The 20010-nt window shown below is 70.9% G+C and carries 18 protein-coding genes; 6 read left to right on the forward strand and 12 right to left on the reverse strand.

All coding sequences use genetic code 11. The features are described 5' to 3' along the window. Window positions 1-10: 10 nt before the first annotated feature. The 4 genes from ACFCV8_RS14720 to ACFCV8_RS14735 are packed head-to-tail and all read right to left on the reverse strand — an operon-like array spanning window position 11 to window position 2987. Complete coding sequence (locus ACFCV8_RS14720) at window positions 11-1333, reverse strand: NADH-quinone oxidoreductase subunit D (RefSeq protein WP_376685705.1); 1323 nt, start codon at window positions 1331-1333, stop codon at window positions 11-13. After that, window positions 1333-2058, reverse strand: a complete 726-nt coding sequence (locus ACFCV8_RS14725) for an NADH-quinone oxidoreductase subunit C (RefSeq protein ID WP_376685706.1) — start codon at window positions 2056-2058, stop codon at window positions 1333-1335. Before ACFCV8_RS14725 ends, ACFCV8_RS14720 begins: the two co-directional genes overlap by 1 nt. After that, on the reverse strand, window positions 2055-2609 hold the full coding sequence (locus tag ACFCV8_RS14730) for an NADH-quinone oxidoreductase subunit B family protein (protein WP_352276005.1): 555 nt from the start codon (window positions 2607-2609) through the stop codon (window positions 2055-2057). Before ACFCV8_RS14730 ends, ACFCV8_RS14725 begins: the two co-directional genes overlap by 4 nt. Before the next feature lie 18 nt (window positions 2610-2627). After that, a complete protein-coding gene (locus ACFCV8_RS14735; protein ID WP_003967084.1) occupies window positions 2628-2987 on the reverse strand; it encodes an NADH-quinone oxidoreductase subunit A in 360 nt (119 codons plus the stop codon). An 808-nt stretch (window positions 2988-3795) separates the two neighbouring features. Between ACFCV8_RS14735 and ACFCV8_RS14740 the strand changes: the two genes are divergently transcribed. From ACFCV8_RS14740 to ACFCV8_RS14755, 4 genes are all read left to right on the forward strand, one after another. Further along, entirely contained in the window at window positions 3796-4608 is an 813-nt protein-coding gene (locus tag ACFCV8_RS14740; protein WP_376685707.1) for a C40 family peptidase, read from the forward strand. 217 nt (window positions 4609-4825) lie between these two features. Then, window positions 4826-6226 (forward strand): acyltransferase, encoded by a 1401-nt coding sequence (locus ACFCV8_RS14745; protein WP_376685708.1) that lies wholly within the window; start codon window positions 4826-4828, stop codon window positions 6224-6226. An 86-nt stretch (window positions 6227-6312) separates the two neighbouring features. After that, window positions 6313-7548: an MraY family glycosyltransferase gene (locus ACFCV8_RS14750; RefSeq protein ID WP_376685709.1), complete on the forward strand. Its 1236-nt coding sequence runs from the start codon at window positions 6313-6315 to the stop codon at window positions 7546-7548. A 144-nt stretch (window positions 7549-7692) separates the two neighbouring features. Further along, window positions 7693-8847, forward strand: coding sequence for an abortive phage infection protein (locus ACFCV8_RS14755; RefSeq protein ID WP_376685710.1), 1155 nt, complete (start codon window positions 7693-7695; stop codon window positions 8845-8847). A 26-nt stretch (window positions 8848-8873) separates the two neighbouring features. Here ACFCV8_RS14755 and ACFCV8_RS14760 read toward each other — a convergent pair whose 3' ends face one another. From ACFCV8_RS14760 to ACFCV8_RS14775, 4 genes are all read right to left on the reverse strand, one after another. Next, complete coding sequence (locus tag ACFCV8_RS14760) at window positions 8874-9338, reverse strand: hypothetical protein (protein WP_376685711.1); 465 nt, start codon at window positions 9336-9338, stop codon at window positions 8874-8876. 89 nt (window positions 9339-9427) lie between these two features. Beyond that, the gene (locus tag ACFCV8_RS14765; protein ID WP_376685712.1) at window positions 9428-11368 is read right to left on the reverse strand and encodes an alpha/beta hydrolase; all 1941 of its coding nucleotides are present in this window, start codon (window positions 11366-11368) and stop codon (window positions 9428-9430) included. Window positions 11369-11371: 3 nt separating this feature from the next. Continuing rightward, window positions 11372-11773, reverse strand: a complete 402-nt coding sequence (locus ACFCV8_RS14770; protein ID WP_376685713.1) for an amino acid ABC transporter permease — start codon at window positions 11771-11773, stop codon at window positions 11372-11374. A gap of 136 nt (window positions 11774-11909) precedes the next feature. Beyond that, entirely contained in the window at window positions 11910-13196 is a 1287-nt protein-coding gene (locus tag ACFCV8_RS14775) for a geranylgeranyl reductase family protein (RefSeq protein ID WP_376685714.1), read from the reverse strand. Between the two features lie 97 nt (window positions 13197-13293). On the opposite strand from ACFCV8_RS14775, the gene ACFCV8_RS14780 reads away from it, so the two are divergent. Continuing rightward, window positions 13294-13830 (forward strand): GNAT family N-acetyltransferase, encoded by a 537-nt coding sequence (locus ACFCV8_RS14780; protein WP_376685715.1) that lies wholly within the window; start codon window positions 13294-13296, stop codon window positions 13828-13830. 270 nt (window positions 13831-14100) lie between these two features. Here ACFCV8_RS14780 and ACFCV8_RS14785 read toward each other — a convergent pair whose 3' ends face one another. Next, window positions 14101-14793: a demethylmenaquinone methyltransferase gene (locus tag ACFCV8_RS14785; RefSeq protein WP_376685716.1), complete on the reverse strand. Its 693-nt coding sequence runs from the start codon at window positions 14791-14793 to the stop codon at window positions 14101-14103. Window positions 14794-15011: 218 nt separating this feature from the next. On the opposite strand from ACFCV8_RS14785, the gene ACFCV8_RS14790 reads away from it, so the two are divergent. After that, window positions 15012-15749 (forward strand): DUF3152 domain-containing protein, encoded by a 738-nt coding sequence (locus ACFCV8_RS14790; RefSeq protein ID WP_376685717.1) that lies wholly within the window; start codon window positions 15012-15014, stop codon window positions 15747-15749. 6 nt (window positions 15750-15755) lie between these two features. Here ACFCV8_RS14790 and ACFCV8_RS14795 read toward each other — a convergent pair whose 3' ends face one another. The 3 genes from ACFCV8_RS14795 to ACFCV8_RS14805 form a co-directional block, all read right to left on the reverse strand. Next, window positions 15756-16406 carry a hypothetical protein gene (locus tag ACFCV8_RS14795; protein WP_376685718.1) on the reverse strand — a complete coding sequence of 217 codons (651 nt, stop codon included), beginning with the start codon at window positions 16404-16406 and terminating at the stop codon, window positions 15756-15758. A gap of 10 nt (window positions 16407-16416) precedes the next feature. After that, window positions 16417-17616, reverse strand: coding sequence for a cyclic dehypoxanthinyl futalosine synthase (gene mqnC / locus ACFCV8_RS14800; RefSeq protein WP_376685719.1), 1200 nt, complete (start codon window positions 17614-17616; stop codon window positions 16417-16419). Between the two features lie 71 nt (window positions 17617-17687). Next, the gene (locus ACFCV8_RS14805; RefSeq protein WP_376685720.1) at window positions 17688-19520 is read right to left on the reverse strand and encodes a serine/threonine-protein kinase; all 1833 of its coding nucleotides are present in this window, start codon (window positions 19518-19520) and stop codon (window positions 17688-17690) included. Window positions 19521-20010: the final 490 nt, after the last annotated feature.

The following is a 20010-nucleotide window of genomic DNA, read 5'->3' on the forward strand; positions in this document are numbered from 1 at the left end:
GGTGCTTCGGTCACCGGTCGACGCCTCCCATCACGGGGTCGATGGACGCGACGGCGACGATGACGTCGGCGACCTGGCCGCCCTCGCACATCGCCGCCATGGCCTGGAGGTTGGTGAAGGACGGGTCGCGGAAGTGGACCCGGTAGGGGCGGGTGCCGCCGTCCGAGACGACGTGCACGCCGAGCTCGCCCTTGGGCGATTCGACGGCGGTGTACGCCTGCCCGGCCGGGACGCGGAAGCCCTCGGTCACCAGCTTGAAGTGGTGGATCAGGGCCTCCATGGAGGTGCCCATGATCTTCTTGATGTGGTCGAGCGAGTTGCCCAGTCCGTCCGGTCCGAGCGCGAGCTGGGCGGGCCAGGCGATCTTCTTGTCGGCGACCATCACCGGTCCGGGGGCGAGCCGGTCGATGCACTGCTCGACGATCCGCAGCGACTGGCGCATCTCCTCCAGGCGGATGAGGAAGCGGCCGTAGGCGTCGCAGCTGTCGGCGGTCGGGACGTCGAAGTCGTAGGTCTCGTACCCGCAGTAGGGGTCGGTCTTGCGCAGGTCGTGCGGGAGTCCGGCGGAGCGCAGGATCGGGCCGGTGGCGCCGAGCGCCATGCAGCCGGTCAGGTCGAGGTAGCCGACGTCCTGCATGCGGGCCTTGAAGATGGGGTTGCCGGTGGCGAGCTTGTCGTACTCCGGCAGGTTCTTCTTCATGGTCTTCACGAACTCGCGCAGCTGGTCGATCGCGCCGGGCGGCAGGTCCTGGGCGAGTCCGCCGGGGCGGACGAACGCATGGTTCATGCGCAGGCCGGTGATCAGCTCGAAGAGGTCGAGAACCAGTTCACGATCGCGGAAGCCGTAGATCATGATCGTGGTGGCGCCGAGCTCCATGCCGCCGGTGGCGATGCACACCAGGTGCGAGGAGAGCCGGTTGAGCTCCATCAGCAGGACGCGCAGGACGGTGGCCCGGTCGGGGATCTGGTCCTCGATGCCGAGGAGCTTCTCCACGCCGAGGCAGTACGCCGTCTCGTTGAAGAACGGCGTCAGGTAGTCCATGCGCGTGACGAAGGTGGTGCCCTGGGTCCAGTTCCGGTATTCGAGGTTCTTCTCGATGCCGGTGTGGAGGTAGCCGATGCCGCAGCGGGCCTCGGTGACGGTCTCGCCGTCGATCTCCAGGATCAGCCGTAGCACGCCGTGCGTGGAGGGGTGCTGGGGGCCCATGTTGACGATGATGCGTTCGTCGTCGGACTTGACCGCGGATTCGACGACCTCGTCCCAGTCGCCGCCGGTGACTGTATATACAGTCCCCTCGGTCGTGGCCCGGGGCGTTGCGTGGGGAGTAGACATCAGGAGTACGACCTCCGCTGGTCCGGAGCCGGGATCTGGGCGCCCTTGTACTCGACGGCGATGCCGCCGAGCGGGTAGTCCTTGCGCTGCGGGAAGCCCTGCCAGTCGTCCGGCATCATGATCCGGGTGAGGGCGGGGTGCCCGTCGAAGACCAGTCCGAAGAAGTCGTAGGCCTCGCGCTCGTGCCAGTCGTTGGTCGGGTAGACCTCGACGAGGGACGGGAGGTGCGGGTCCTCGTCCGGGACCGACACCTCCAGGCGGATCAGCCGCCCGTGCGTCAGCGAGCGCAGGTGGTAGACGGCGTGCAGCTCGCGGCCCTTGTCGCCGGGGAAGTGGACGCCGCTCACCCCCGTGCAGAGCTCGAAGCGCAGCGCGGGATCGTCGCGCAGGGTCCGGGCGACCCGGGCCAGGTGTTCGCGGGCGATGTGGAAGGTGAGCTCGCCCCGGTCGACGACGGTCTTCTCGATGGCGTTCTCCGGGAGGAGGTCCTGCTCCTCCAGGGCGCCTTCGAGCTCGTCGGCGACCTCGTCGAACCAGCCGCCGTACGGGCGGGAGGCGGCGCCGGGCAGGGCCACGGTGCGGACGAGGCCGCCGTAGCCGGAGGTGTCGCCGCCGTTGCCGGCGCCGAACATGCCCTTGCGTACGCCGATGACCTCGCCGGTGTCCGAGCGGGGCACGGGCACGCCGCTCCGGTTCTGCTCGTCCTGGTTACGGCTCTCGCTCACCGCAGCAGCCCCTTCATCTCGATCAGGGGCAGTGCCTTGAGCGCGGCGTCCTCCGCCTCGCGGGCGGCCTCCTGTGCGTTGACCCCGAGCTTGGAGCCCTGGATCTTCTGGTGGAGCTTGAGGATCGCGTCCATCAGCATCTCGGGCCGGGGCGGACAGCCCGGCAAATAGATGTCAACCGGAACAATATGATCAACACCCTGCACAATGGCGTAATTGTTGAACATTCCGCCCGATGATGCGCAAACACCCATCGAGATAACCCACTTGGGGTTGGGCATCTGGTCGTAAACCTGCCGCAGGACGGGAGCCATCTTCTGGCTGACCCGCCCTGCCACGATCATCAGATCCGCCTGCCGCGGCGATCCGCGGAAGACCTCCATCCCGAAACGGGCCAGGTCGTACCGCCCGGCCCCGGTCGTCATCATCTCGATGGCGCAACAGGCGAGGCCGAAGGTGGCGGGGAAGACGGAGGACTTCCGCACCCAGCCGGCGGCCTGTTCGACAGTGGTCAGCACGAAGCCGCTGGGCAGCTTCTCTTCGAGTCCCATGGTGTGCTCCTCAGCCCCTCAGTCCCATTCCAGGCCGCCGCGACGCCACACGTAGGCGTAGGCGACGAAGACGGTGAGCACGAAGAGCAGCATCTCCACGAGCCCGAAGATCCCCAGGGCGTCGAAGGAGACGGCCCAGGGATAGAGGAAGACGATCTCGATGTCGAAGACGATGAAGAGCATCGCCGTCAGGTAGTACTTGATGGGAAAGCGGCCGCCTCCGGCCGGAGTGGGGGTCGGTTCGATCCCGCACTCGTACGCTTCGAGCTTTGCCCGGTTGTACCGCTTGGGGCCGATAAGCGTGGCCATGACCACGGAGAAGATCGCAAACCCTGCCCCGAGGGCGCCGAGCACGAGGATGGGCGCGTAGGCATTCACGCTCCTCGCTCCTTCCAGTCGTCCTTGACCGTTGGACCGCATCGGGCGACCGGCTCACCGCCTCACCAAGATCGTGCTCATGTGAGGCAGTTCACAAGCCCGACTGCCCCGCATCCTATGCCCGCGATCCTGTGATCTGCGACACGGGGTACGACAACGCCTTTGTGATCTCCACCACCTGACGAAGGATCATGAAGTCGGATGAGCGGTGATCTTCACACGCGAAGCGGCCGAGTGATCACGAGACGTGACATCCGAGGGTGTTACCGCTGGTCAAACGGGTGTCGCCCTATCAAGGAATGGCACTACCAAGCAAATTGGCGATGGACGCCACAGGGTGATAGAGGCCCCCGGCACTCCCGATCACCCGCCACTCCCCGCCCCCGCTCCGGCATCGATGCCCGCACCGCCGGATCCCGTTCACGCGAAACGACCCGGGAAGCGAAGCGGGCGTATGCGCACACTTACGCTCTTACGGATGAACGGAGCATCTCGCCAGATCGGACGCCATTTTGGACGCATGGCGCATAACCGCCCCTCGCGCACCGATCGCACTGTGACCTGCATCACGTCGAATGAACCCCGCCGAAAGCGGGCTTGGCCATCAGTGTGAGCGGATGGTAAGTGGCGGGCAATTCGGACGTATTACCGAAAGCCCGTGATCACAGCGGTGATCGGGCGTGCCCGTTTTGCCCGTTAGGGCGTCAATAAGGCCCCTCGGAAAGCGGATTCACAGATTCCGAACGTAACTGTGTCGCAACACACGTTTCTTGATGGGAGGCCGGGGGCCCTGATAGCGCTAGTACTCATGTCCCACACCGCTCACATACCCAGCCACCGGAAGCCCCGCCGGAACGCCCCGAAGACGGCGCTGCGTGCCGGAGTCGCCGGTGGCGTCCTCAGCACCATCGCCGTGGCGGGCACCGCCGGTTCGGCCCAGGCCGAGCCGGTGACCCGGACCATCGAGATGCCCACCCTGACCTCCGGGGTCTCCACCGCCGTCGCGGCGTCGGCCGAGGCCACCCAGCAGGTCGCCCTGGACCTGCAGACGCAGGCCCAGGAGGACGCCGCGGCGACCACCGCCGCGAAGGCCGCCAAGAAGGCCAAGGCCGAGGCGGTCCGCAAGGCCGAGGCCAAGAAGAAGGCGGAGGCCGCCGCCAAGGCGAAGGCCGAGGCCGCCGAGCGTGCCTCCCGCACCGCCGAGCGCACGACGCTCAGCGCGTCCGCAGGCTCCACGGGCGTCACCTCCGTCTCGTCGAACGCGACCGGCTCCGCCGCGTCCGTCATCGCCTTCGTCAAGGCCCAGGTCGGCGACGCCTATGTGCCCGGTGGCACCGGCCCCAACTCGTGGGACTGCTCCGGCCTGGTCCAGGCCGCGTTCCGCTCGGTCAGCATCGACCTGCCGCGCGTCTCGCAGGCCCAGTCCACCGTGGGCACCCAGGTCTCGCTGAGCAACCTCCAGCCGGGCGACATCCTGTACTGGGGCAGCGCGGGCAGCGCGTACCACGTCGGGGTCTACGTGGGCGGCGGCCAGTTCGTCGGTGCGCAGAACTCCAGCACCGGTGTGGTGCAGCGCCCGCTCTCCTACGACCCGCCGTCGGGCGCGGTCCGCGTTCTCTGATTCACGAGCGCACCGGTCGCACCGGCGCGCGGACACGTCGCCGAAGGGCCGCCGCTCCCCCGCTCGGGAACGACGGCCCTTCGCCGTGCCCGGCCGGCACCGGGCCCGTGGTGGCCCATGGTGGGGACAGCCCCACCATGGGCTCGGTGCTGGCCCCCCGGACTATTCGGGGGGCCGCTTTACTGCCTGTGTCAAGGGCTGACAGCACGATGAATACATGCAGTCGACGCCCGCTCCTTCGCCCGGTCGTGCCCGCGATCCCTTCATAGACATCATCAGAGCCCTGTGCGTGCTGGCGGTGATTTCCCAGCATTGGCTCATGCCGGTACTGGCCTATGAGAACGGCCGGCTGAGCACCGGTAACGCACTGGCCAGCCCCGGCTGGTGGATCGTCACCTGGCTGACGCAGGTCATGCCGATGGTCTTCTTCGCCGGTGGCGCGGCGAACTTCTACTCGTTCCGCTCGGTGACCTCCGTGCCGGAGTGGCTCCGGAGCAGAATCGCGCGCCTTCTCGTGCCGGTCGTACCACTGGCCGCCGTCTGGCTGCTGCTGCCCCATCTGCTGATCGGCGCGGGCGTGCCCCGGCAGCCGGTGCTGCTGGCGGGCAAGATCGCGGGGCAGCTGCTCTGGTTCCTCGCGGTCTACGTGCTGGTCGTCGCGGTCACCCCGCTGATGTTCCGGTGGTACCGCCGGCACGGCTGGCGGGTGCTCGGGGTCCTCGCCGCGTGCGCCCTGGCCGTCGACGTGCTGCGGTTCCAGGTGGACCCGGCGATCGGCTTCGTGAACGCCCTGTTCGTCTGGCTGGCCGCCCACCAGCTCGGCTTCCACTACGCCGACGGCGGCCTGCGCGTGCTCCGCGGCCGGACGGCCGCCGCCCTGGCCGCCGCCGGTTTCGGTCTGACCGCCGCCGCGGTCTTCCTCGGCCCCTATCCGGCGTCCATGATCGGAATGCCCGGGGCCCCCGTCTCCAACATGAGCCCGCCGACCGCGGTGATGCTCTCGCTGACCGCCGGACAGCTCGGGCTCTGGCTGACGCTCAGGCCGCTGATCACCCGGTGCGCCGGACGCCCCCGCGTCACGGCCGTCCTGAAATGGTGCGGGGCGCGATTCATGACGCTGTATCTCTGGCACATGCCGGCCCTCGTCATGACGGCGGGGATCGCCGTGGTCGGATTCGGCTACGCGACTCCGGCGCCCGGCAGCCCGTTGTGGCTCGCGATGATCCCGCTGTGGGTCGGTGCCGCGGGATTCTTCCTGATGTGCTTCACCCGGATATTCGGCCGGTTCGAATTCCGGCGCCGCTCCGATTCCGGTGCGGTGACGCCTACGGGCCCCGGCAGGGTGGCCGCCGCCGCGGTGCTCGCCGCCGCCGGTCTCCTCGGACTCGCCGCCCAGGGCTTCATCGTCCCCGAGGGCGCGCCGACTCCGGTGCTCTGGGTACTGCTGGTACTGACGGCCCTGGTCGCCGTACAGCGGAAGTCCGTACGACGGAAGTCCGTACGGCAGGCGCCCGTACAGCAGGCGCCCGTACGGGAACCGCGTCCCGCCCCGTTCCCCGCCCCGCGACCCGCCCCCGCCCTCGCCGCACCGCTCCCCGCCGCACGGAAATCGGCATGAGCTAGGCTCGCCGGGGTGCAATGAGGGGCCCCGAACCGGTCACCTCTTGAGGTACCGGCCTGTTGGGCCAGGATGTGAGGCCGCCCGTGCGGGACTACTTGCTGATGCTGTTCGTCACGGCGGCGGTGACCCATCTGCTGACCGCGCCGGTACGGAAGTTCGCCATCTCGATCGGAGTGGTCCCCGAGGTCCGGGCGCGTGACGTGCATCGCGAGCCCACCCCGCGCCTCGGCGGCATGGCCATGTTCGGCGGGCTGCTGGCCGGACTGCTGGTCGCCTCGCACCTGCCGCAGCTGGAAGAGATCTTCACCCAGAGCTCCACGCCCCGGGCCCTGCTGTCCGGGGCGACGCTGATCTGCCTGCTCGGCGTACTCGACGACAAATGGGGCGTCGACGCACTGGTCAAGCTCGGCGGCCAGGTACTCGCCGCCGGGGTGATGGTCTTCCAGGGGCTCACCATCCCCTGGCTCCCCGTACCGGGCACGGACGGGATCTACCTCTCCGACTGGCAGAGCACCCTGCTGACCGTCGGGCTCGTCGTCGTCTCCATCAACGCGGTCAACTTCGTCGACGGCCTCGACGGACTGGCCGCCGGCACGATGGGCATCGCGGCGACGGCGTTCTTCCTGTACGCGTACCGGCTCTGGTACGGCTACGGGATCGAGGCCGCCGCGTCCACCACCCTGATCTCCGCGATCCTCGCGGGCATGTGCCTCGGCTTCCTGATCCACAACTCCCACCCGGCGCGCATCTTCATGGGCGACTCGGGCTCCATGCTGCTCGGCCTGCTCATCGCCGGCTGCGCCGTCTCCGTCACCGGGGACGTCGACCCGAGCCTCCTCAACCAGTCGGTGGACGGCACGTCCGGCTCGGCCGCGATGGTGCCGGTCTACATTCCGCTGCTGCTGCCGCTGTCCGTCATCGCGCTGCCCGTCGCGGACCTGGTGCTCGCCGTCGTACGGCGTACCTGGAACGGGATGTCCCCCTTCGCCGCCGACAAGGGCCACCTCCACCACCGGCTGCTCCAGCTCGGCCACTCGCACCGCCGGGCCGTGCTGCTCATGTACTTCTGGTCGGCGCTGTTCTCGTTCGGGATCGTGGCCTACTCGGCACGGGGCGCCAAGTCCTGGATGCTGTACGGCATCGCGGCCGTCTGCGCCCTGGGCCTGTTCCTGCTGCTCCAGCCCCGCTACGCGGCCCGCCTCACCCGCCGCCTGCGCTCCCGCGGGCCCAGGGGCCGGGTGATCGCCACCGGCGGCAGGGCCACCGGTCCCGACACCGCCCCCCGCCGCCACGCGGACGCCGCCCACCGGCAGGGCTGACCGCGCCACCGACCCAAGTCGCGGCCCCGCACGTCTGATTCATCCTTTGGTCGCGCCGCCGTGGACTTTCGGCGGACGCCCCCGCCCGCACCCGCTCGGAAGACTGGCGGCACCACCCCAACCGCCGACCGACCGGGAGCCGAAGTGCAGCACGACCAGCGCAGTGGAGGAATCAGCCGGGCGAAATTCCTGGCCGGGGCGGGGGCGGTCGGAGCCGCGGCGGCCGCCGGGTCGTTCCTGGCCGGTCCGCCGGCCTCGGCAGCCGCGACCGGCCGAAGGAGAGACCGTACGGGGCTGACGCACCGGGGGATCTGCTACACGGTCGGCGCGGGCGAGACCCCCGGCACCGCGTGGAGCACCACCCGCATGCGCGCGGACCTGCGCGCCATCAAGGACGAACTGCACGCCACATCGATCGAGGTGACCGGCGACGGCGTCGACCGTCTCGACGCCACCGCGTCCGAGGCCGCCGAGCTCGGTCTGCACATCTGGCTCCAGCCGACCCTGGGCGACCGGCCCGCCGGAGAGATCCTCGACCACCTCGCGGAGACCGGCCGGCACCTGGAGCGGCTGCGCCGCCAGGGCGCCCGCGCCGACCTGAGCGTGGGGTGCGAGTTCTGGCTGTTCGTACCGGGCATCGTGCCCGGCGACAACGCGCAGGAACGCATCCGCAATCTGATGGACGGAAACTTCGACCCGGAACGGATGATGCGCCGACTGGCGGCGTTCACGGAACGGGCCGCGGCGGTCGGACGGTCGGTCTTCGGCGGCAAACTGTCGTACGCGGCCGCCCAGGACGACGAGGTCGACTGGAACCTCTTCGACATCGTGGGCATCGACTACTACTCGTACTTCCCCGACCGCGCGGACTACGTGCGCGAGCTGCGCTCGTACCTGCGCTGGGGCAAGCCGCTGGCGATCACCGAGTTCGGCACCTGCGCGTACCGGGGGGCGCCCGAGCTGGGCGGCATGGGCTGGGACACCGTCGACTACACGAAACAGCCGCCCGAGATCAGGGGCGACCTGGTGCGCAGCGAACGCACCCAGGCCGCGTACCTCACCGACCTCCTCGGTGTCTTCGAGGAGATGGGCCTGTACGCCGCGATGGCCTTCGAGTTCGTCACCGCCGACGCCCCGCACTCGCCCGTTCCCCGCTACGACCTGGACATGGCGAGCTACGCGGTGGTGAAGCCGGTCAAGGACCGGTTCGACGACCCGGCCTCCGACTGGCACTGGGAACCCAAGCAGGCCTTCCACGCACTGGCCCGGTGCTACGGGCGGTCGGGGCACCGCCGCTGACGGGCGCGGGCCGGCATCCGCGCGCCTCAGGTCCGTGAGGACGGAGGGCTCTTCACGGACCAGAAGTCCGACGTGACGTCGGGGAAGGGAATCTTCCCTCCGGCATAGTTCGGGCCGACCGTCTCCGCCTTCGGCGGAGAAACCTTGGCGGCGTTCACGCAAGGTGTCGCAACTTCGAAGAAGGCTTGACCGTTACTGCCGACAAGAACACGCACATTGAATTGGTCGGGAGTCCGGTAATACATGGCCGGACTTTTCGAGTTGTTCACCGCGAGTTGCTCGTATCCCTGGCTCTGCCAGTAACGTTCGACAACTCCCAGGAAGCTCCCCCGGCGCTCCTCGGAGACAATCGTCATGACCGCGCGACGCCGTTGCACGTCACATCCGCCCTCGGTCGATCGACCGTGCGTCCAGTGCACCGACGGCTTGATGGCGGCGAACGTGCCATCAAGAATCTCGTCCGCCCGCACCGCCGCCTCCTGCATGTCCATCTGCACTTCCCTCCCGGTCGAATTACCTGACACAGTGCATCCGGCCAGGAGAAGCACCCCCACCACCGCCATTACGGAGTCAGAAATTTTCATCGCGGCGCCTCCAGCGTGATCCGCTCCGATCTACCCACCACGATGTTGGCAATGTTGTCGGCCGAGGGCTGATTCTTCGCCGGGTCGAAGTAGTTCGAATGTGCCGACAGCTCTCCACGGTCTTCCACAATGGTTTCCCCGTCGTCCACCAGGAACCGGGTCGCCCCGAAATCCCTGCTTGCGGGGTCGGTGCCGAACCAGCGCGCGCTGGGCTCGGCCTGTGCGTCCTGGGCCATGTAGCTGCCGATGCCTCCGACGACGGCTCCGGCGCCGCCGCCGATCAGCGCCCCCGGTGGTCCGGCCATGCCGGCACCCAGGACGAACCCGGCCGAGCCTCCGCCGACCGCGCCGGAGGCCATGCCGGTCGCTTCTCCATGGCTCGGGAGTTTGGTGACGATGTCGTTGTCGGCCGCGCCCACGAACACGTGCCCGTTGCCCACGTTGAGGTCCTGGGCGCTGTCCGCGCCCGTGCCGGGGCTTCCGACCAGAATGATGTCGTCGGCGCCGGGGATGCCCCCTTCCGCATGGGCGGCGAGCCCCACCGTGAGGGAACCGTAGGAATGTCCGACGGCGGTGACGTGCGGGGATCCGCCCTCGTGCGTCGCGGAGATTCCGGCCATGAAGGCGTTGTAGTCGGGCGCTCCCGACTCGGCGTCATTCGTGAACATGACGCTTCTGCCACTGGTCAGATCACCCGGAGTGGTCTGCGGGGCGTCGTATCCGAGCCACACGATCGAGGAAGTTCTGCTGCCCGGATCGGCCTCCTGCGCACCGAGAGCCGTCTGCAGCGCGCGGTTCACCGTTCCGTCGGCGAACTCCGCGTCCAGCTTGGTGCCGAGGCCGGGGACGTACGCCGAGACGTTGTCGGCGGTGTCGGGGTTGCCGTAGGCGATGATCGCGCGGCCGTTGCCCTTCTCGCCGATGCCCAGCAAGTACATCGGCGGATCGCCGCCCTGTTCCAGCTTCTCCCGGATCCTCGTCAGGCCGCCCAGCATGTCCCGGGAAGCGTCGTCGTGCCGTGCGCCGAGCCGCCCGATGAGCAGCTGAAGATTCTCACGGTTCGCCTCGTCGCGTGCCGTCGCCGGAATCCCGTCCAGGTTTCCGATCAGCCGGGGGAACGCGGAGATGTACTCCTCGCGCTGTTCCTTGCCGAGGTGGTCCCACCACGCCTTGCGTTCCGCCGGAGATCCGTCGAGCGGAAGGGTCCTCTCCAGGTACGGCTGGGCGGCTCGGCCCACCGCGTCGGTGTCCGAGGCCACGTCCGCCCACGTCGCGGTGGACACCGCGAGGCCCGGTGCCGCCTTGAGCCTGTTGAGCGCCGAGCTGTACCGCTCGTCGATCTCGTGCGCCTCCCGCAGGGCGTGGGCGATGCGGTCGGCGATCTCCTGGGCCTTCGCGCGGTGCGGGTTGGGGCTCTTCAGCCAAGGGGCGCCCGAGGCGCGAGCAGGGTCGTACATGCCGTTGGCGTCGAAGTACCGGCCCGGGTTTCCGGCACCGATGAGTCCGTTGTCGCCCGCCACGGAGCCGCCGGGAAATGGAGTGCCGGTCAGCTCGTCCCTGCCGCCGGCCGGATAGTCGACGCTTCCGTTGTCGTTGACGGCGTATCCGAGGGAGACGGCGTCCTCGAGTGCGTCGCGCAACCGGCGTTGCGGGGCGCCGAGTTCGGCGGCGAGCGCGTCGAGCGTTCCCCGGACGAGGCCGGTCCCGGAGTGGATGTAGTGGTAGTTCTCGCCCAGCCGCTTCAGCCGTCTCACGGCCGACCGGGCGGACTCGCCGTCCTGGGTCCTGGCGAGGCTGCCGCTCATGTCGCCGTCGACACGTTCGCGAGCCGCGTCGGCGAAGGCGGAGACGGCCCGCCAGCCGTCGGCCGCTTCGGTCAGTTCCGACAGCCCGAGGTCGCGGAGGCGCTGCCAGGTCAGCCCGGCTGCCGCACCCATGGCCTACTCGCCCCTGCGCGTGCCGGGCACCACGACCGACGCGGCCGCTTCCGCCGCCTCGGTGTCCGCCTCGCCGAGCTCCACGGCCGCCTGCCGCAACTTCGGCCGCAGGGAGGCGCACTCCTCGCGGACCTGGCCGAGGCGCGTGTCCCACGAACCGAGCACGGACGTGAGCGCGCCGAGGCTGCTCAGCCCGGCCAGGCCGCCGCCGACACCTCCGTGCGCCGTGTGCAGTCCGGCCTTCGCGGCGGACGTGCCGGCCGCCAGCTCGCCGGCGGAACCTGCCGCCTTCGCCCACGGACCGCGCCGGTGCCTCAGCGTTCCGGTGGCGTCCCCGCTCCCTGCCGGACCGGCGTGCCGTGCGGCGGCCTCTGCTTTCAGCTGTTCCCACTCGTCCCACGCCATGCGGGATCGCCCCTCCCGTGTCCCGAGCCCGGCTCGGAGGCCGCACAGCGCCCTCGCGCTGTGTACACCCGACGCGACGGTACGTTACGGGAGGAGCGTGCCGCGACCCGCGCCGTGGGCTCGGGTGGCGCGGGGATCAGGCGTTCGGGGCGACCTTGGAGAGGCCGTTGATGATGCGGTCCATCGCGTCGCCGCCGGTGGGGTCGGTGAGGTTGGCGAGCATCTTGAGGGTGAACTTCATCAGCAGGGGGTGCGTCAGACCGCGCTGGGTGGCGATCTTCATGACCTTGGGGTTGCCGATCAGCTTCACGAAGGCGCGGCCCATCGTGTAGTAGCCGCCGTAGGTCTCCTTGAGGACCTTCGGGTAGTTGTTCAGCGCCAGTTCGCGCTGGGCGGGGGTGGCGCGGGCGTGGGCCTGGACGATGACGTCGGCGGCGATCTGGCCCGACTCCATGGCGTACGCGATGCCTTCGCCGTTGAACGGGTTGACCATGCCGCCCGCGTCGCCGACGAGCAGCAGGCCCCGGGTGTAGTGCGGCTGGCGGTTGAAGGCCATCGGGAGCGCGGCACCGCGGATCGGCTGCGTCATGTTCTCCGGGGTGTAGCCCCAGTCCTCCGGCATCGAGGCGCACCAGGCCTTGAGGACCTCGCGCCAGTCCAGCTCCTTGAAGGCGGAGGAGGAGTTGAGGATGCCGAGGCCCACGTTGGACGTGCCGTCGCCCATCGGGAAGATCCAGCCGTAACCGGGCAGCAGCCGGTCCTGGGGGCCGCGGCGGTCCCACAGCTCCAGCCAGGACTCCAGGTAGTCGTCGTCGTGGCGGGGCGAGGTGAAGTACGTACGCACGGCCACGCCCATCGGGCGGTCCTCGCGGCGGTGCAGGCCCATGGCGAGGGACAGCCGGGTGGAGTTGCCGTCGGCGGCGACGACGAGCGGGGCGTGGAAGGTGACCGGGGTCTTCTCCTCGCCGAGCTTGGCGTGGACGCCGGTGATGCGGCCGGTGCGGGCGTCGACGACGGGGGCGCCGACGTTGCAGCGCTCGTACAGCCGGGCGCCCGCCTTCTGCGCCTGGCGGGCCAGCTGCTCGTCGAAGTCGTCGCGCTTGCGGACCAGCCCGTAGTTCGGGTACGCGGCGAGGTCGGGCCAGTCCAGTTCCAGCCGGACGCCGCCGCCGATGATGCGCAGGCCACGGTTGCGCAGCCAGCCGGCTTCCTCGGAGATGTCGATGCCCATGGCGACGAGCTGCTTGGTGGCGCGCGGGGTGAGACCGTCGCCGCAGACCTTCTCCCGGGGAAAGGTCGTCTTCTCCAGGAGGAGAACGTCCAGTCCCGCCTTGGCGAGGTAGTACGCCGTGGTGGAACCGGCCGGGCCCGCACCGACGACGATCACATCCGCGCTGTGCTCGGAGAGGAGCTGCTCGGTCACGGTCGGATCTCCCGAAGACTCGAATTCGCGTGCCGCGCGGCACCTGTCCCGTGCAGTCTAGGGGGGTTGGCTGATCGACTTCCCGAAGGGCTCCCCGATGTCGACCGTGCTCCCCGGCGCTCCCTCCGTACAGCTGCGTGTCCCGACCGACGAGGACGCGCTGTCCTGGCACCGCGCTTTCGACGACCCCGAGGTGATGGAGTTCTTCGGCGGTGTGCCGGAGGAACTCTCGCTGTACGAGGAGTGGACCGCCCGGCAGCGCAGGCTCGACGCCGAACTCGGCTACTGCCTCTGGACGGTGATCGGCGAGGACGGGGAGGTGGCCGGGTTCACCGGCGCCCAGCCCTGGTCCCGGACGGATTTCGGGCCGGTCGGCGAGATCGAGATCGGCTGGCGGCTGGCCCGCTCCGCCTGGGGCCGGGGGTACGCCACCACCGCCGCGCGCGTCACGCTGGAGCGGCTGCGGGCGGCCGGGCTGGAGCGGGTGGTGGCGGTGATCGACACGGGCAACGCGCGGTCGATCGCCGTGGCCCGGCGACTGGGCATGGAGCGGGCGGAGACCTTCGCGACGTCGCTGCCCGGCCAGGAGGCGGTCTGCTTCCGGCTGGAGTTGACGGCGCCGGCGTCCGCGTAGGGCCGGCGCCGTCGGCACGGGGCCGGGCGATGTCGTCGAGGACCCGGGTGGGCGGCGCGGTGCCGAAGGTCCGCCGAGCGGCTTACGAACTCCGGTGGCGGGAACGGGAACGAGGGCGGGGACGGAACCGGCGTCCGCGGAAGGACGCGTCCGTGGAAGCCCTGTGCGCACCCACGGAAGGATGCGTCCGTGGAAGCCCTGGGCGCCTCCACGGACGCATCCCTTCCGAGCGTCCGGTTTCCCTGCCGCGAAAGTCGCCGAACCGTTGCCTCAGGGGCGTACGCCCCGGTGCAGGGCCACGACGCCGCCGGTGAGGTTGCGCCAGGCGACCTTCGACCAGCCGGCCCGCTGGAGCGCGGCCGCGAGTCCCGGCTGGTCGGGCCAGTCGCGGATGGACTCGGCGAGGTAGACGTACGCGTCCGGGTTGGACGACACGGCGCGCGCGACCGACGGCAGCGCCCGCATCAGGTACTCGGTGTAGACGGTGCGGAACGGCGCCCAGGTCGGATGCGAGAACTCGCAGATCACCACCCGTCCGCCCGGCCTGGTCACCCGGTACAGCTCGCGCAGCGCCGCCTCCGTGTCCTGGACGTTGCGCAGCCCGAAGGAGATCGTCACCGCGTCGAAGGTCTCGTCGCGGAACGGCAGCCGGGTCGCGTCGCCCGCGGTGAACGGCAGCCAGGAGTTGCGCTTCTTGCCCTCCTGGAGCATGCCGAGGGAGAAGTCACACGGCACGACGTACGCGCCGGTCGCGGCGAAGGGCAGCGAGGACGTGGCCGTGCCCGCGGCCAGGTCGAGGATCTTCTCCGCGGGGCGGGCGTGCACCGCCTTCGCGACCTCCTTGCGCCACAGCCGGGCCTGGCCGAGTGACAGCACGTCGTTGGTGAGGTCGTAGTTCGCCGCCACGCCGTCGAACATCTCGGCGACTTCGTTCGGCTGCTTGTCCAGGGATGCTCGGGTCACCCACCCATTCAAGCAGCCCGCTCCCCGGGGCTCGGCTCCGGTGGTGGGTCGGGCCCCGGGGCCGGGGCGGGGACCGGTGTCCGGGCGGACTGAACCGATCGCTCGTATCCATGGTCAGTACAGGCAGGCGGCGCGACGCCGCCGGGAGTCAGGGGGGAGCCCGGATGTCCGCACGAGGTGCACGTACGGGGTCGGGGCCGGGGGGCCGTGGAGGGCGGTTGCCGGGTGCCGCAGTGGCGGTCGTGGTGCTCTGTGCAGCCGCCGTGCTGGTGCCCCGGTGGAACACCGGTGCCGAGGACCGGGCGGACACTCCCGGCGGGTCCGGCGGGTCCGGCGGGTCCGGCGGGTCCGGCGGGTCCGGCGGGTCCGGCGGGTCCGCCGCCTCCGGGAGCCCGGCCGCCACCGGCACGTTCACCGTCGCCCGGGGCGGCCCGGCCGGTTCCGGGGGCCGCGGCGGAAGCATGGCGTACCGCGTCGAGGCCGAGGACGGTTCGGGCGTGGACGCGGACCGGGCCGCCGACGAGATCGCCCGGATACTGGCCGCGCCCCGCGGCTGGGCGCACCGCGGCGAGCACCGCTTCCGCCGGGTCTCCTCGGGCCCGGCCGGGCTCGTCATCCGCATCGCCACCCCGGCGACCACCGACGCCCTCTGCGGGAAGGGCGGCCTCGACACCCACGGCGAGGTCAACTGCCGGGTCGGCACCGACGTCATGGTCAACCTCAAGCGCTGGCAGCAGGGGTCCCCCGAGTTCCGCGGGCCGCTCGCCGAGTACCGGGCCCTGATCGTCAACCACGAGGTCGGCCACTGGCTGGGCCACGGCCACGAGACGTGCCCGGGCCCGGGGCGCCCCGCCCCCGCGATGATGCAGCAGATCTACGGGCTGAAGGGGTGCGTCGCCAACGCCTGGCCGTACGGCGCCGACGGGCGCTACCTGGGCGGCCCGGCCGTGCCGTGACGGCCCTCAGCTGCGGCGGAACACCAGGCGTCCGCCGAGCACCGTCGCCACGCAGCTCCCGGCGCCCTCGGTGCGCAGCGCCGCGAGGTCCGGTACGCCGAACACCGCGAGGTCGGCGGGGCCGCCCACGGTCAGGGCCGACGCGAAGAGCGCGGCCGGGCCGTCCGGCTCCGCGAGGGCGGCCAGCGGGTCGAGCAGGGCCGGTCCGGCGGACCGTGCCGGGGCGTGCGGACGCAGTCCCGAGCGGGCGACCGCGGTGCGTACGGCGGGGCGGGTGAACGGGCCGCTCACGGCGGTCGTACCGTGCCGCAGCATCCGTTGCAGACCGCGGCGGGCGCTGGCGCCCCAGCGGGCGTCGTCCATCCCGAGCGCGGCGAGTGCGGCGCCGGTGAGCGGTTCGGTGCCGAGTTCGCCGGCCTCGCGCGGGTCGGGGTGGTACGCGGCTTCCAGCAGGGCCGGGGCCGCCGCGTTCAGCAGCCCCGGGGTGATCAGCCCGGACCAGCGCCGGACGCGGGCCGCCGGGTGGGCGGCGGCCAGCTCCGCGTACGCCCCGACCGCGACGACCGTGGCGCCGTCCACGGCCACGGCGTCCGCACCCTCCGGGACGCCGTCGGCCGGGCCGCCGTGCACCGCGTCCGCGGCGTGCACCGTCAGCACGGCCGCCGCCTCAGTTGGCGTCGAGGAGCTTCAGCTCCGGGTGGGCGGTGCCGCCCTCGATCGCGGTGGAGGAGATGTGCGAGACCACCCGGTCGTCGACCGGGTCGTTCGCCGGGTCGTCGTGCACGACGAGGTGCTCGTACGTGGTGGCGCGCTGGGCCGGGACCCGGTCCGCCTTGCGGATCAGGTCGATGATCTCCATCCGGTTGGAGCGGTGCCTGGCCCCGGCGGAGGAGACGACGTTCTCCTCCAGCATGATCGAGCCGAGGTCGTCGGCGCCGTAGTGCAGCGACAGCTGGCCGACCTCCTTGCCGGTGGTCAGCCAGGAGCCCTGGATGTGGGCGACGTTGTCCAGGAAGATCCGGGCGATGGCGATCATCCGCAGGTACTCGAAGAGCGTGGCCTGCGTCCGGCCCTTCAGCTTGTTGTTCTCCGGCTGGTACGTGTACGGGATGAAGGCGCGGAAGCCGCCGGTGCGGTCCTGCACGTCGCGGATCATCCGCAGGTGCTCGATGCGCTCGGCGTTGGTCTCGCCGGTGCCCATCAGCATGGTGGAGGTGGACTCGACACCGAGGCCGTGGGCGATCTCCATGATCTCCAGCCAGCGCTCGCCGGACTCCTTCAGCGGGGCGATGGCGGTGCGCGGCCGGGCCGGGAGCAGCTCGGCACCGGCTCCCGCGAAGGAGTCGAGACCGGCGGCGTGGATGCGCTGGACGGCCTCCTCGACGGAGACCTTGGAGATCCGGGCCATGTGCTCGACCTCGGAGGCGCCCAGCGAGTGGATGACCAGCTGCGGGAACGCCTTCTTGATCGCGGAGAAGTGCTTCTCGTAGTACTCGACGCCGTAGTCCGGGTGGTGTCCGCCCTGGAACATGATCTGCGTGCCGCCCAGCTCGACGGTCTCCGCGCAGCGGCGCAGGATGTCGTCCAGATCGCGGGTCCAGCCCTTGTCGGTGTCCTTCGGCGCGGCATAGAAGGCACAGAACTTGCACGCCGTGACACACACGTTCGTGTAGTTGATGTTGCGCTCGATGATGTACGTCGCGATGTGCTCCGTACCGGCGTAACGACGGCGGCGTACGGCGTCGGCGGCCGCGCCCAGCGCGTGCAGCGGCGCCGAGCGGTAGAGGTCGAGCGCCTCCTCCGGGGTGATCCGCCCGCCCTCGGCGGCTCGGTCGAGGATGGGCTGGAGGTCGGCCTTCTCGGTCACCGGGCGTCACCTTTCGGCGGTTTTTGAACGGGTCTACGGACCGGCTCAGCGTACGCCAGCCCTCTTCGGGCTCAGTCGTCGGACCTGCTGAGCGTGCCGTACGGAAGTCCGGCGCCGCGCTCCTCGGACCGGAAGCGCAGGGTGCCGTCGGCGGCCCGGGTGAAGTGCACATCGGTGGTGGTGGCGGTGCACAGGCCCGGGGTGCTGGGCCGGTCCGGGTCGGAGCGTTCGTGGAGCTTCAGTTCCTCGGCGGTGCCGGAGGCGAGGCTGGCGACGCTGTTGCAGCGGACGGTGAACCCGAGGCTGGTGATCTCGGTGGTCATGCGGACCACGTCCTTGCCCGTCTTCCCCGCGGTGAAGACGGCGGTGAGCGTGCCGTGCGGCTGGCCGGTGGTCTTCTCGGTGACCGGGCCCTTCCAGGTGCCGATGAACTCCTTGGGCAGTTCGCCGATCTCCTCCGGGCTCTGCGAGGCGGCCGGCAGGGTGCCGCCGTCCCCGCCGTGCTCGGCCTTGGTCCCGCCGCCCGGGAACAGGTCGAGGAGGAACGCGCCGCCCACGGTCACCGCCGCGAGCGCGCCCGCCACCGCGAGGGCGACGGTGCAGCTCACCCTCCGCCGCCGGTCCGCGCCCGTACTTCCGGGGCCGACGCCCGCGCCGACGGTGAGGGAGTGGTGGGCCTCGCGCGCGCCGGGCGGCCCGGACGCGCCGCCACGCGCCGGGGCCTCGGGGCCGCCCGCCGTGCCGAGGCTCCTCGCCGTCCCGTAACCGCTCGCCGTCCCGCCGGGCCCGCCGGGCCTGCCGTCCGGGCCGGGGGCCGCGGGCCACGAGGGCAGCACGCCCGGGTGGGTCAGCCGGGTCGGGTCGTGCGTGGGGAAGGGCCTGGCCGGAGAGCCGAACCCGCCGCCCACGCCACCGGCCCCGTTCGCCCCGCCGCCGTCCCCCTGCGTGTTGCCCGGGCCCCACTCCGAGCCGCTGAACGGCACCGGCCCCGACTGCACCGGCGCGTCCTGCGGCTCCAGGTCCAGCAGCGCCACCGCGGCCCGGCTCACCTCACGCTCCACCGGACCGGGCAGCCAGCCGGCCGTCATCAGCGCGGCGGCCCCGCCCGGTGCCAGTCGCCGGGCCAGCTCCCGGGGCGTCGGCCGGTGGCCCGGCTCCTTCTCCAGGCACCCGGCGACGACCTCCAGCAGGTCCCCCTCCAGCTCTCCCAGCTCCGGCTCCTCGTGCACCACCTTGTAGAGGAGCACCGCGGAGGAGTCGCCGAGGAAGGGGGCGCTGCCGGTCGCCGCGTACGCGAGGACCGCGCCGAGCGAGAAGACGTCGGCCGCTCCCGAGATGTCGGTGCCGCGGATCTGTTCCGGCGCCATGTAGCCGGGCGAGCCGACCGAGACCCCGGTCGAGGTGAGCGAGGCGGTGGCGCCGAGCGCCCGGGCGATCCCGAAGTCGATCAGCCGGGGGCCGTCCAGGGCGAGCAGTACGTTGGACGGCTTCACGTCGCGGTGGATGACGCCCTGCTCATGGACGGCGGCCAGCGCCTCGCCGAGCCCGGCGCCCAGGGCCCGTACCGCGTTCTCGGGCAGGGGGCCGTGCTCCTCGACCGCGTGGGAGAGCGGCGGCCCGGCCACGTAGCCGGTGGCGACCCAGGGAATGGGGGCGTCCGGGTCGGCGTCCAGCACGGGGGCCGTCCACTGCGCGCCGATCCGCCGAGCCGCCTCCACCTCTCGCCGGAACCGGGCACGGAACTGTTCGTCGAGCGCGAAATGCGGGTGGACCACCTTGACCGCGACGGTGCGTCCGCCCGCGCTGCGCCCCAGATAGACCCGTCCCATGCCGCCTGCACCGAGTCTGCCGAGCAATCGGTAGGCACCGATGGTCAGCGGTTCGCCGGCTTCCAGCGGCTGCATATGTGGACTCCCCCTGTGGACCGGCCCGACCTCCGACCGAAGCCTAGGGGGCGAAGGTCATCAGGTCCCAGAGGAAACCATCCGCCTATTTCGCCCCCAAGGGAACGAACGACAACTTTCGGCACAACAAAAGGCGCGAATGAGTCGTTCACCCGAGCGATTCCGCCCCGGGGCCGGCATCTGGTCCGGACCCATTCGAGAATCGGCTATTCATCGCTTATTCGTCCGAATCCAGGCGGACCGGCGGAAGGAACCCCGCAAGACGCGGGAGACGACGGAAGGAACGGCGGATGAGCGGGCGGGCGTGCGGCAGAAGGAACGGCGGGAGAACGCCGGACGGAACGGCGAAGGGAACAGCCGCAGGAACAGCCGCAGGAACACCGGAGGAACGCCGGAAGGACGGGACGGGATAAGCGGCCGGGAAAGCACGGCATTCACCCGCGCCCCGCCCTTGGGGCACACACCGATGCCGGCGGGCCCGGGCCGGACC

The organism is Streptomyces sp. NPDC056347 (assembly GCF_042262625.1).
Taxonomy (GTDB): Bacteria; Actinomycetota; Actinomycetes; order Streptomycetales; family Streptomycetaceae; genus Streptomyces.

Coding starts and splice junctions, on each gene's coding strand:
- ACFCV8_RS14760 (WP_376685711.1), bottom strand. CDS start 9,338: ATGGACATGCAGGAGGCGGCGGTGCGGGCGGACGAGATTCTTGATGGC.
- ACFCV8_RS14730 (WP_352276005.1), bottom strand. CDS start 2,609: ATGGGACTCGAAGAGAAGCTGCCCAGCGGCTTCGTGCTGACCACTGTC.
- ACFCV8_RS14740 (WP_376685707.1), top strand. CDS start 3,796: ATGTCCCACACCGCTCACATACCCAGCCACCGGAAGCCCCGCCGGAAC.
- ACFCV8_RS14745 (WP_376685708.1), top strand. CDS start 4,826: ATGCAGTCGACGCCCGCTCCTTCGCCCGGTCGTGCCCGCGATCCCTTC.
- ACFCV8_RS14720 (WP_376685705.1), bottom strand. CDS start 1,333: ATGTCTACTCCCCACGCAACGCCCCGGGCCACGACCGAGGGGACTGTA.
- ACFCV8_RS14765 (WP_376685712.1), bottom strand. CDS start 11,368: ATGGGTGCGGCAGCCGGGCTGACCTGGCAGCGCCTCCGCGACCTCGGG.
- ACFCV8_RS14805 (WP_376685720.1), bottom strand. CDS start 19,520: ATGCAGCCGCTGGAAGCCGGCGAACCGCTGACCATCGGTGCCTACCGA.
- ACFCV8_RS14770 (WP_376685713.1), bottom strand. CDS start 11,773: ATGGCGTGGGACGAGTGGGAACAGCTGAAAGCAGAGGCCGCCGCACGG.
- ACFCV8_RS14780 (WP_376685715.1), top strand. CDS start 13,294: ATGTCGACCGTGCTCCCCGGCGCTCCCTCCGTACAGCTGCGTGTCCCG.